Raw genomic sequence first — 12,538 nt, 5'->3', positions numbered from 1 at the left:
TCATGATAGCAGGTAACGCGGAGAAGTGAACTTTATGCGACAGAACCGTATTGCCGAGAGTTGGAGCTAAATCAGGTAATTTTTTGCTGTCCTCAAAATACCACAACCGCACTGGATTTAAAATTTACCCACACTTCCCCGCCCAGGTTTAATTTTAATTCTTCTAAAGCCTGGTAAGTAATAAGCGCCTTAAACACTACCCCGGTATCAACACTAACTCTGACACTGCCCATTTCATCAGCAATCATGATAATACGGCCCTGAAAATGATTGCGCATACTCGATTCCAGCGCACCATTTGATAGTACTATATCTTTAGGGTTTATCGAAGCATGACGACCCGTGGTTATTGCTTCTGATAATACAATACTCATAGATCCACTATGAAACTGATGTCCCTCCACTTCACCATGAAATAAATTAATCAAGGGAGTCTTTACTTCCAGCCCATCTGCTAAAGCGAGTACTTTATCAGCTAAGGCAAATCCTTGTAAGCGGTTATGCGTACTGAAAATCAATGTATGCCCGGTTTCTTGCGTATAGCCTTGTAAAAATGTTTCCAGTGCCTGGGCACTACTTTGGTCTAAATAACTAAACGGCTCATCCAATAATAAAACCTCAGGCTCCAAAACCAGACTACGCGCTAAAGCCACTTTCTGTAATTCACCACCGGAAAGCAATTTCGCCTGCTGATAAATACAGTGCTCTATATCCAGTTGTTTTAAAACTCGTATTATTTTTTCAGAGCGCCGCCCTTTACCCTGTATTTTTAACGCCAAATCAATATTGTCATACACTGTCCCAAGGAGCATAAAAGGCTTTTGTGCAAGAAACCCCACACGCCTCCTATATCGGACTAAACCCTTTTTATTAACTCGTTGACCATTAAATAAGATTTCGCCCTGAGCAGGACTGGTCAAAAATGCGAGCATATTAAGTAACGTACTTTTACCAGAGCCATTCGCACCAATCAGTGCCGTTGTTTTACCTGCCTGAAGCTGTATATTGTCTAATGACAGGGCTGGCTTATCATTATAATAAAACCGCAGTTGATTTAATTGGTAGATATTTTCCATAATGAATTTATATCACTGCTCTGTGCTAAGAGCCTATCTGAGTAGTCAAAACAGGCTTATTTAACAAAAACATTATGTAACCCAGGCTCATCGCCCTTACCGTTCCCACTCAAAGTAAGCATTTGTATTTTTAGCCTACCCGCCTCTTCTAGCGACCTGCCTTCTCCCTTAACATCCCATTGCTCCATTTTTACGCCATATTTATTATTATCCGTTGCAGAAACTTTTTTTAGCTCAGCCTCAATACGACCTTTTCCTTGCTCAGTAACCTGAATGCCATCATCTCCACCATCCATCGCCATAACATTGGAAAACCTCAGTTCTACGTTTCCCTCGCCTTCTTCATCAATTTTTATGCCTTCATCCGTTGTATCCATCACTATTACGCGACGCAACTTTACCTTTACATCTCCTGCATCTGTTTCATCAATATCCACACCTTCATCTTTGTTTCTGTTCGCCATCACTTTAAATAATGAGACTTCGACATTACCCGCACCGGCTTCATCAATATCAAATCCGTCATCCAGGTCTTTCGGGTTGTAAAAACCATTATCGTTTAATGTCACATGCTTCAGTGTTGCATCCACATTACCTGCACCGGCTTCATCTAATTCCATGCCGTCGCCACCATTACCATCAATCTGGGTATTAATAACAATGACATGTATATCACCTGGTCCACGCTCATCAACGCGAATACCATCAAAATCTATGGCTCCAGTACCATTACTGACAAAGCTTGAATTAGAAATATAAAGTTCTATACCTATCTTAGAACCAGCGCCATCGCCATCAAATTCGTCAGCGTTATCGTCTATATGCAAGCCGTGTAAAGCTGAATTTCTAATTTTTACCTTATCCAGAGATATTTGAATATCGTCACCCTGCGCATCTTCTGGAATATTAATGAGCACACCTCTTGTGGCGCAATTAACAATATTCAGTTTTTGAATTTTAATATCACCTGCGGTATTAAAAATCAGAGAGCCATCTTCTGTACTCGCCAATAATTCATCATTAAGCGTAAAGTTTCCTGCATTTGCTCCATCAATAATCGCACCATTTCCCAGCAGCATTATATTCTGGCTTCCCGTGTAGATAACCGGACTATTGAGACTGATCCTTGCATTTTTCGCAAATACAATTTTGTTGATACTGCTATCGACATTTGCCATGGCAAATGCATATATTAATGAAGCCTCATCCGAGACCTTATCGATTGCCTGTACATTACCTGCAGACAAAATAGCCAATAATGACAAGCTTATTATTCTATGTTTCATATTTTTGGAGTTTATCTCAAAAAGAGGTGGGCATTAAATTTAACAAAGAAAGATGACAAAACGATGACATAAACCTAGAAAAATCAGTTGCTCACGGTTTCTAGCACAAGCTTTTGATTCCACAACACTTCAAAAAAATGCCCGCTTAACCTATGGGTGAAGCTAAGATTTTTTTAAAGCACTGTAAAAGCAATATCTTGTACTATAAATTCGCGTTCTACTGATTTTTCTAGGATAAACAGGATATTAGTGTGTGCTAGTTCACAAAATTAACACAAAAAAGCCCTTTTACCTGAGTAAAAGGGCTTTTTTTCTTTTAGCAATAGCGGACTGAAGTCCGCTCTACATTGATTATTTATACTTTATGATAAACCTCGGCACCTTCATCAAGGAATTGCTGAGATTTTTCATCCATACCTTTTTGCAAAGCCTCTTCATCTTTTATGCCTTTTTCTTTAGCATACTCACGTACATCTTGAGAAATTTTCATGGAACAAAAATGCGGTCCACACATAGAACAGAAGTGCGCAATCTTTGCTGAATCTTTAGGCAAAGTTTCATCATGAAAAGAGCGTGCTTTTTCCGGGTCTAATGCAATATTAAACTGGTCTTCCCAACGAAATTCAAAACGTGCTTTAGACATTGCATTATCACGCGCCTGCGCACCCGGGTGCCCTTTAGCTAAATCCGCTGCATGTGCAGCAATTTTATAAGTCACAATACCTTCACGAACATCTTCTTTATTAGGCAAACCTAAATGCTCTTTTTGTGTGACATAACACAGCATGGCACAGCCGTACCAACCGATATTTGCCGCGCCGATAACTGAAGTAATATGATCATAACCGGGGGCAATATCTGTTGTTAATGGCCCTAAGGTATAAAAAGGTGCCTCATCACAATCTTCAAGCTGTTTGGTCATGTTTTCCTCAATCATATGCAATGGCACATGACCCGGTCCTTCAATCATAGTCTGAATATCATGCTTCCAAGCAATTTTAGTTAATTCACCTAAAGTTTCCAGTTCAGCAAACTGCGCTTCATCATTAGCATCATAGATTGAACCTGGACGTAAACCATCACCTAAAGAAAAGGAAACATCATAGGCTTTCATGATTTCACAGATATCTTCAAAATGAGTATATAAGAAGCTTTCAGTATGATGCGCCAGACACCATTTCGCCATAATAGAACCGCCACGTGAAACAATACCGGTCATACGTTTCGCTGTCATCGGAACATGGTGCAAGCGTACGCCGGCATGAATAGTAAAATAATCCACACCCTGCTCTGCTTGCTCAATCAAGGTATCGCGAAAAATTTCCCAGGTTAGGTCCTCAGCTTTACCATCCACTTTCTCTAATGCCTGGTAGATAGGTACCGTGCCAATAGGAACTGGCGAGTTACGCAAAATCCATTCGCGTGTTTCATGAATATTCTTACCTGTAGACAAATCCATAATAGTATCGCCACCCCAGCGAATACCCCATAGCATTTTTTCTACTTCTTCTTCTATAGAAGAGGTAACAGCCGAGTTACCTAAATTACCATTAATTTTTACCAGAAAATTACGCCCGATAATCATTGGTTCCAATTCCGGGTGATTAATATTACAAGGGATAATAGCACGTCCACGAGCCACTTCATCACGTACAAATTCAGGTGTAATTTCCTCTGGAATTGATGCTCCAAAGGATTGCCCTCTATGCTGACCTTTATAAAGATCACGCATTTCTACCATATTCTGGTTTTCGCGTATGGCAATATATTCCATTTCCGGGGTAATAATTCCCTGGCGCGCATAATGCATTTGCGATACATTTTTGCCAGCCTTCGCTTTACGTGGTTTACGAATATGCTCAAAACGCATATCGACCGTTGCAGGATCATTTAATCGTTCCTGACCAAAATCTGAGCTCGGTCCTGACAAGGCTTCAGTATCATCACGTTCGGCAATCCAGGCATCTCGAATACCCGCCAAACCTTTCTGCAAATCAACGTCTACATTAGGGTCTGTATAAATACCGGAGGTATCATAAACGAATAAAGGCCTATTTTTTTCCGCACCAAAATGTACTGGAGTATCTGATAAGGTGATTTTACGCATAGGAACGGATATATCAGGACGGCTCCCCTGAATATAAACTTTCTCTGATGCCGGGTAAGAGTCAATTTTTACACTACTCTCATCTGACGCTGAAATATCTTTAGGGACTGCGCTCATGTATCTCTCCAATTTCAATAGAACAAGGCGCCTGGTAAGTCTTTATAGAAACGGAGAAACCGATTCCTAGGGCTTTCCTACGCCAGTATTAGCTGGTCTCAGGTTCGAAGGGTGTTTTCTCAGCTACATAATAACGTAGCACCCCTAGCCTTTAGTAAACAACACAACATAATAGAAATTGCTTTGCTTTGCAAATGAAATCTATATTTTTATAGTTTGCTTTAACTAATTATTGCCAAAGTAATAGACCAACCCATTTCATCTTTACCCTGCTTCGAGCTCACCAACACAAATGCGTTGCACAACCATCTGCCTGCTGACTAGTATTTAATATGTACAAGACCCTTGGTCCTAAGAATCAGTTGATCAATAATAAACAAATCATTAAATGATTATAGTTGTCATATCTGAAGTTTCCCAATAATTATTTATGGTAAAATTGAAACTATGCTACAACTATATGAAAAAAATAGTCTTTTCATTCGTTTCAAATGCTATTGCCTAAGGGGAATTAAGTAGGGGTTTGCTATAAACATGGCAAAACCACCTAAAATAAACCTCGATACACCAGCTACCAGCATTGTGTATTTCAGCTACTCAATAATTGGGAAACTTCAGTTGTCATATTACTTCCGTATTAAGTCATTTTTTTTGTTATTATTACCCCGCATCATAAATAAAATAATAACTAGCCCTAAGAGAAAATGTATGGATGTTAATAACTTAAATTCCCTAGAAGAAAGAGGCGAAAATATGCGCCTTGATATACTCAAATTTGGAGGAGCTCTACTATTTTTAATTGCTGTTGGACTGTTTATTAACAACACCATGGGCCAGGGACCCAACCATACCTTCCTTATTGTCTCTGCAGTGATTGGCGGCTACATGGCTCTTAATATCGGAGCCAATGATGTTGCTAATAATGTAGGCCCCGCAGTAGGTTCTGGAGCCATATCTTTAATCGGTGCAATTTGTATCGCGATGGTATTTGAGTCTGCTGGTGCACTAATTGCTGGTGGTGAAGTAGTTAGCACTATTAAGAAAGGCATCATTGCCCCATCACTTATCAATAATTCTGATACCTTTATCTGGCTTATGTTGGCCGCACTACTGGCGGCAGCTATCTGGCTCAATATTGCTACTTTCTTCAATGCTCCCGTTTCCACGACACATTCCATCGTCGGTGGTGTCTTAGGCGCAGGCATTGCCGCAGGTGGCTTTGGCATTGCTAACTGGGCGGTGTTTGGAAAAATTGCTGCTAGCTGGGTTATTTCACCCGTTTTGGGCGGCATCATTGCTGCTACGTTCCTGTACCTAATTAAACGCACCATTACCTATCAAGAGGATAAGGTACTTGCTGCAAAACGTATTTTGCCTCTATTAATTGCCTTGATGGCCTGGGCATTTTCAACTTACTTAATATTAAAAGGTCTGAAAAAGATCTGGAAAGTCGACTTTGTAATGGCTGGCTCCATTGCTTTCGCAATTGCCTTAACCCTATACTTTGCAGTGCGCCCTTTAATTAATAAAGCGGCTGCCGCTCTGGACAACTCTAAGGCCAGCGTTAATACCTTATTTACTATCCCGCTTATTTTTGCCGCTGCCTTCCTTAGCTTTGCCCATGGTGCCAATGATGTTGCTAATGCGGTTGGTCCTTTAGCTGCTATTAATGATGCCATTACCCATGGAGGAATTGCTAAAAAAGCAGCAATCCCACTCTGGATCATGCTGATTGGTGCTGTTGGCCTATCCTTAGGTCTTGCCTTATATGGTGCTAAATTAATTCGAACTGTTGGCAGTGAGATAACTGAACTGGATAAGATGCGTGCATTCTGTATCTCCATGGCGGCAGCAATTACTGTGATTATTGCTAGTCAATTCGGGTTACCTGTCAGCTCAACTCATATTGCTGTAGGCGCAATCTTTGGCGTCGGTTTTTTACGTGAATATTTAAAACGCACTGATGCAAAACGTCTGGATGAAATCAGGGAACATCATGAACATCAAGACCCAGAAGTAACAGAGGCTTTTTTAAATACCTTTAACACAGCTTCTGTTGCAACTAAATCAAAAATGCTTAAAGAACTAAAAGCAAACTCCAACGAAACAGAATTCACTAAAAAAGAAAGAAAGTCTCTTAAAAAGGTATATAAACAGCAACTAGTTAAGCGCTCGCATGTTTATAAAATAGCAATCGCCTGGGTAGTCACCGTCCCAACCTCTGCTTTTATGGCTGCATTTTTATATTTTACGATCCGAGGCATACTAATTCCCTAAGCACCTTTATCAATAAACTGTAAAAGTTAGCTGCGAATGCTTCCTTTAACAATTACTGCGTTACTGAACTGTCGAAAAATGCTCTTGGATACGTATGTTTTTCCAGGTTTCTGGATAATAAACTGGGTATAGCGGACTAAGGCTCCTCCCCCCATTTTACAAAGGGGAGTCTGAACGGTTTCAATAATCATGAAAAAACCAGGATTCTCAATATTTTGGCAACCTAGGCTGTAACTCGTTCCTACAATCAACCTAAAGCTATCAAGTTTAATTTAAATACAACTTTTGCAAGTGAGGCACTCGTTAAATGAAGTTAATCTCGAATTTTTACGTCAAGCTTTTTATTTTATTTTTTTACTTTACACACATTTATTTTTTACTAGACTAAAATAAAAAAACTTCAAACTTCAGAATAAATAAAACAGCAGTTGACTTACGTAACATACTGATTATTAAATAGATTGTAGCATTGTTACAATTTCATACAATTTAACAGGTAATCAATAAACTCAAGGCATCCACTCACTTATTCTAGCCTTACACACAGAGTTATCCACAGATTTTGTGTATAACTTTATTTTCATAATACAGATAAGGACTTATCGTTTTTTTATCGAATATTCCTCACAAAAAGGACCTAAAGTGAACAGCTCAGAAAAAATAATTTTAAGCGTTGCTGTTCCTATTCCACTGAACCGTTTATTTGATTACCTTCCGCCTGATAACTGCATTTTGCAACACCTACAGCCCGGTGTGCGTGTTAAAGTCCCTTTTGGTAAAAACACAAAAACAGGTGTTTTATTAGCCATAAAACCTGACAGCAATATAGATACTAGTAAACTAAAAAAAGCTGAATTAATTCTAGATACCAGCCCCCTGCTATCCAGTAAAGAGCTAGACTTACTCTATTGGGCACAAACTTATTATCATCACCCAATCGGCGATGTATTTTTAAGTGCTTTTCCCACCGCCTTACGCAAAGGCAAGCCTAGTGAAGTGAAATTATCTCGTTACTTTCAGCTAACAGAGACAGGCAAAAACATTGATGAACAGGCACTTAAAAAAGCGCCTAAACAGCTTGCGCTGCTGAAGTTGCTAAAAGCACAGACTCAGGCAATAAGTAGTCAAGAGATCACTCAATATTTCAAGCTTTGGCAAGCGCCTTTAAAAGCGTTAATTAAAAAACAATATGTATCTGAAACCAGTCAGGTAAATTCAACCGAAGAACCTTTAACACGTCAATCACCGTTACCCGCCAATTCAGAGCAACAAGCCGCCATTAATGCAGTCACAGCACAACTGGATAAATTTTCAGTACATCTACTTGATGGGGTAACAGGTAGCGGCAAAACCGAAGTGTATTTACAAATCATTGAACAGGTTCTGGCTAATGGCTTACAAGTGTTACTGCTATTACCTGAAATCACCTTGACACCACAATTAGAAGCACGCTTTAAGCAACGCTTTACAGTTGCCATAGAAACCTATCATTCACAGCATAATGAAACCCAGCGCCTCTCAGCCTGGCTTAATATACAGCGAGGTAATAGCGCCATTTTATTAGGCACCCGTTCAGCATTATTAACCCCCTTACCCCGCCCTGGGTTGATTATTCTGGATGAGGAACACGATACTTCATTTAAACAACAGGAAGGCTTTCGTTTTTCTGCCAGAGATGTCGCTATCGTACGTGCAAAAATGCTTAATATCCCTGTTATTTTAGGTTCAGCAACACCGTCATTTGAAAGCCTGTACAACGTACAGAAAAAACGTTATCAATTACTAAAACTAACAAAACGCGCTGGAGGAGCGGAACCGCCTAGCTTATCCTTACTCGACATTAGAAACCAGGTATTACAAGAGGGCTTGTCGCCACCATTAATTAGAGATATTCATAAAACTCTAGCGAAAAAAGAACAAGTATTACTATTTCTCAACCGCCGAGGTTTTGCACCCACTCTTATCTGCCATGGTTGTGGCTGGGTAGCACAATGCTCCCGCTGCGATGCCAACCTGGTTGTTCATTATCGACAACAAAAGCTACGTTGCCATCACTGCGCCAGCGAACAAACACTACCTCGCCAATGTACTGCCTGTAAATCTGAACAATTAAAACCCTTAGGCCTAGGCACGGAAAGAGTTGAAAATGCATTACACAGCCTGTTCCCACAAAAGAAAATTGTCCGCCTGGATAGGGATAGCACCCAAAGAAAAGGTGTTTTAGAACAACACTTAGAGGCAATAAATAAAGGCCAGGTTGATATTATATTAGGCACACAAATGCTAGCTAAGGGCCACCATTTCCCAAATGTTACCTTAGTGGTCTTATTAGATGTTGATAGCGGTCTATTTAGCATTGATTTTCATGCCGCTGAACGACTGGCTCAACTAATTATTCAAGTCTCGGGACGAGCCGGACGAGCCACAAAAAAAGGCAGAGTCATCATGCAAACCAGGCAACCTGAACATCCTTTGTTAAATACCCTGATCCATCAAAGCTACCAGGCCTTTGCAGAAGCCGCATTAACAGAACGCAAACAAGCAGAACTTCCGCCCTATAGCTATCAAGCTCTATTTCGCGCTAACGCCCATGAGCAGGAGACTGCATTAAACCTTTTAATCGCGATAGCTGAACTAATTAATCAGTATGATAATCAAACCTTAGTATTAGGCCCTGTGCCCGCCCCAATGGCAAAAAGAGCAGGTCAGTTTCGTTATCAGTTATTATTACAACATTCACAACGCAAACAATTACACTTATTACTCAACTGGCTAATGCCAGAAATCGAAAAGCTTAAACAGGCACGAAAAGTTCGCTGGTCACTGGATGTTGATCCGATTGATTTGTATTAGACTTTAAATATATCATCCCTACAAGGGATGGTATATTTGGCGCCATTTTTTATTCAACAAGACAATAACTAATATCATCTTGGCTGGTTGTTTGTTGGTGAAATGCTTTAAACTCCTTAATATTAGCAAACAATTTTAAAACCTGATTGTGTTCTATTTTAGTTGTCGCTTTACTTAAAACGGCTAAATAAGAACTAAAATTCCAATCCTCAATCCGGCTAGTTAAACCATGATGTTTTCAACCATTCTGCGTAGGCACTCTGACCTTCCTCAGAACCATAACAAGCCTGGCGGTTATTTCCTCGCTGTAAAGATGCACTGGTGATTCTCGGGAGTCGAGCCATTAATTTCCTTCTGAAATAAGTTTTCGGGTTCTTAGGGGTAAGCGTATCACATTTAACCTTACTCTGACCCCAGTTATACTCGATACCAACCGTGATTTTTAAGAAATACTGCATTTAAACCATGCAGACAATAGGGAGCACCATCACCTTCTACACTTAACCTTTGATAACATAAGCCAGCTGGAATATTATTTGCTCTAAGTAGTGCGGCTAAAAGATGGCTTTTAGCATAGCAATATCCTGTTTTGTGAATTAAAACATCGGATGCTTTGCAGGTTACAGGATTTAATTTGTAATCAGAGCTATGCCTTATATTATCTCGCACCCATTCAAAGCAGTTTTTTGCTATGCTTTTTTTATCTGGCAACCCTGAGGACAAAAGTTTAGCCAGCTCTTTAATCTCGGGATTGCTCCAGTTGATATATTTGGATGACTCTAAATATTTCTTCATATCTTAGATATTACCTGCACATAATGCCTTGCTCACCGGAAAATTGGGAACGCAGCGAGGGCAATCAAGGGGTCAGCCAGCTTGATTTTTTAACCAGAACCAGTCAAGGTCAGAACCAGTTGAAAGGTTTATCAAACTAAACAATCAACTTGATAAAAACGCATTATTTTTAGGGCAAATCAGTGCAAAAAGGCTCACTCAGTAACAAACCAATTTGTGCTATGGAATTTTCCAAAGTCTTGGTTCGAGCCATGAGTCGCACGCCTAACTATTTAGCTTCAGTCGTAACCCAGTTTTCTACCCTTAACCCTGCGACACGGTCAAATTCTTTAGTGTTAGTAGATATCAAGGTAAGGCCACGACTTCTTGCATGTGCTGCAATCATAAAATCATACGGCCCTATATTTTGAGTTTTAGAAAAATTCAGCAGAAAAATTCAGGGTCAGGTCTTTCCATGCCATACAGTTCGTAAGAATACGTAATCATGAAAGGCCTTACCCCATGCTTCACACAAAACCCAATTAAAACAACTTATTAAAATTGTCATGCCACCAATAATTTAGAAACTTTCAGCTCGTTTCTATGTTGTTCCGCTTGCCACAAATCATATTGTGATTGTTGATTCATCCAGCTTTCTGAAGAGGTATTAAAAGCAATTGATAAACGAACAGCCATTTCTGGGCTTATTCCAGCCCTGCCATTAATAATACTGGACAATGTTTTTCGACTAACACCCAGTGCCTTAGCTGCATCAGTGATTGTTACCCCTAAAGGCTCTAGACAGAGCTCTTTTATTATTAGTCCAGGGTGGGGGGGATTGTGCATTAACATAGTTTTACCTCAATGATAATCTTCATAATTGACTATCTCTGCATGTTCTCCATTCATTCGAAAAGTTACTCGCCAATTTCCACTAACTTTTACCGACCAAATATCATTTCTATCACCCGTAAGTTGGTGAAGAAATAAACCTGGCAAATTCATATCCAATGGTTGTGCAGAGGCATTAAGTCTACCTAAAATTAGTTGAAGCCTTGCTGAATGATTTGATTGGATACCTGATTTATTCCCTGTTTTAAAGAAACGTTCTAGTCCTTTATGTTTGAAACTCATAATCATGTGTAAAGTATAACTAGACACGTTACAGGTTTCAGTGGTTTATAAATCTAACTCTTTGGAGGAATTACTTGCGTGCAGAAAATATCAAACAAGTAATTGGATAAATAATTGGAATGAGTATTTCTTCTCCATTTTTAAGCATAGCTTCAACACAATCTTTCACTACGTAATGAATACCTTTTAAAGTTTGCTCCGAAGTTTCAGCAAGCCAGCTAAGACTTGGAAATTCAGAGCATAACCCTACAAACGCTTCATCTTCCTCTGACCAAGTAACTCGATATGTATACTTTTCAAATATATCAGTCATTGTTCACCTCAATTTGCTCTATAGCAAGCAAGACTTGCCGCAACCCAAACCCTTAAGTGCTATACTGCGCCCTACTTTCCTTATGAAGACCTAGCTGAGCCTCTATGCCATTTTTAAACCTTGGATTGTGTAACTCTATTGTACAAGCTATTAAAGACTTGGGTTATACAGCTCCTCCCCCTATCCAGAAAAAAGCCATTCCCATCATTCTTTCTGGTAAAGACCTAATTGCCACCGCTCAAACCGGTACCGGTAAAACCGCCGCGTTTGTTCTACCGGTTTTAGAGATATTTAACAAAGAGCGTAAATTGCGTGGTAAACGTATACGCGCGCTTATTCTTACCCCTACACGCGAATTATCGATTCAGATTGCTGCGAATATTACTGAGTATAGTAACTGAAGTTTCCCAATTATTGAGTAGCTGAAATACACAATGCTGGTGTATCGAGGTTTATTTTAGGTGGTTTTGCCATGTTTATAGCAAACCCCTACTTAATTCCCCTTAGGCAATAGCATTTGAAACGAATGAAAAGACTATTTTTTTCATATAGTTGTAGCATAGTTTCAATTTTACCATAAATAATTATTGGGAAACTTCAG

Annotated in this window: 11 protein-coding genes, 1 pseudogene and 1 riboswitch; of the genes and pseudogenes, 3 read left to right on the top strand and 9 right to left on the bottom strand. The window is 39.6% G+C overall.

All coding sequences use genetic code 11. The features are described from left to right. Nucleotides 1–92: 92 nt before the first annotated feature. From CDZ78_RS06375 to thiC, 3 genes are all read right to left on the bottom strand, one after another. Nucleotides 93–1,076 (bottom strand): ATP-binding cassette domain-containing protein, encoded by a 984-nt coding sequence (locus tag CDZ78_RS06375; protein WP_087869254.1) that lies wholly within the window; start codon nt 1,074–1,076, stop codon nt 93–95. A gap of 56 nt (nt 1,077–1,132) precedes the next feature. Beyond that, nucleotides 1,133–2,362: a hypothetical protein gene (locus CDZ78_RS06370; protein WP_140413913.1), complete on the bottom strand. Its 1,230-nt coding sequence runs from the start codon at nt 2,360–2,362 to the stop codon at nt 1,133–1,135. 355 nt (nt 2,363–2,717) lie between these two features. After that, nucleotides 2,718–4,586 carry a phosphomethylpyrimidine synthase ThiC gene (gene thiC / locus CDZ78_RS06365; protein ID WP_087869252.1) on the bottom strand — a complete coding sequence of 623 codons (1,869 nt, stop codon included), beginning with the start codon at nt 4,584–4,586 and terminating at the stop codon, nt 2,718–2,720. A gap of 57 nt (nt 4,587–4,643) precedes the next feature. Then, a riboswitch (TPP riboswitch) is annotated at nt 4,644–4,742 on the bottom strand. A gap of 552 nt (nt 4,743–5,294) precedes the next feature. On the opposite strand from thiC, the gene CDZ78_RS06360 reads away from it, so the two are divergent. After that, nucleotides 5,295–6,863 (top strand): inorganic phosphate transporter, encoded by a 1,569-nt coding sequence (locus tag CDZ78_RS06360; RefSeq protein ID WP_087869251.1) that lies wholly within the window; start codon nt 5,295–5,297, stop codon nt 6,861–6,863. Between the two features lie 642 nt (nt 6,864–7,505). Next, nucleotides 7,506–9,716 carry a primosomal protein N' gene (locus tag CDZ78_RS06355; RefSeq protein ID WP_087869250.1) on the top strand — a complete coding sequence of 737 codons (2,211 nt, stop codon included), beginning with the start codon at nt 7,506–7,508 and terminating at the stop codon, nt 9,714–9,716. A gap of 218 nt (nt 9,717–9,934) precedes the next feature. On the opposite strand, the gene CDZ78_RS23590 is transcribed toward CDZ78_RS06355, so the two are convergent. The 6 genes and pseudogenes from CDZ78_RS23590 to CDZ78_RS22555 all read right to left on the bottom strand — a co-directional run bounded on the left by CDZ78_RS23590 (nt 9,935) and on the right by CDZ78_RS22555 (nt 11,937). Next, a complete protein-coding gene (locus CDZ78_RS23590; protein ID WP_280175548.1) occupies nt 9,935–10,060 on the bottom strand; it encodes a hypothetical protein in 126 nt (41 codons plus the stop codon). Nucleotides 10,061–10,136: 76 nt separating this feature from the next. Next, nucleotides 10,137–10,511 (bottom strand): annotated as a pseudogene (locus tag CDZ78_RS06350) (transglutaminase-like domain-containing protein); the annotation flags it as partial. Nucleotides 10,512–10,779: 268 nt separating this feature from the next. After that, nucleotides 10,780–10,938: a PIN domain-containing protein gene (locus CDZ78_RS06345; RefSeq protein WP_373862446.1), complete on the bottom strand. Its 159-nt coding sequence runs from the start codon at nt 10,936–10,938 to the stop codon at nt 10,780–10,782. A gap of 116 nt (nt 10,939–11,054) precedes the next feature. Continuing rightward, a complete protein-coding gene (locus CDZ78_RS06340) occupies nt 11,055–11,342 on the bottom strand; it encodes a HigA family addiction module antitoxin (RefSeq protein ID WP_087869248.1) in 288 nt (95 codons plus the stop codon). Between the two features lie 9 nt (nt 11,343–11,351). Further along, a complete protein-coding gene (locus tag CDZ78_RS06335) occupies nt 11,352–11,630 on the bottom strand; it encodes a type II toxin-antitoxin system RelE/ParE family toxin (RefSeq protein WP_087869255.1) in 279 nt (92 codons plus the stop codon). A gap of 64 nt (nt 11,631–11,694) precedes the next feature. Beyond that, nucleotides 11,695–11,937 carry an SH2 domain-containing protein gene (locus CDZ78_RS22555; RefSeq protein WP_174664559.1) on the bottom strand — a complete coding sequence of 81 codons (243 nt, stop codon included), beginning with the start codon at nt 11,935–11,937 and terminating at the stop codon, nt 11,695–11,697. A gap of 104 nt (nt 11,938–12,041) precedes the next feature. On the opposite strand from CDZ78_RS22555, the gene CDZ78_RS06325 reads away from it, so the two are divergent. After that, on the top strand, nt 12,042–12,338 hold the full coding sequence (locus CDZ78_RS06325) for a DEAD/DEAH box helicase (RefSeq protein ID WP_087869247.1): 297 nt from the start codon (nt 12,042–12,044) through the stop codon (nt 12,336–12,338). Nucleotides 12,339–12,538 lie beyond the last annotated feature (200 nt).

It is taken from the genome of Bathymodiolus platifrons methanotrophic gill symbiont, assembly GCF_002189065.1.
Lineage (GTDB): Bacteria > Pseudomonadota > Gammaproteobacteria > Methylococcales > Methylomonadaceae > Methyloprofundus.
This window is presented reverse-complemented; position numbering and strand designations above follow the sequence as displayed.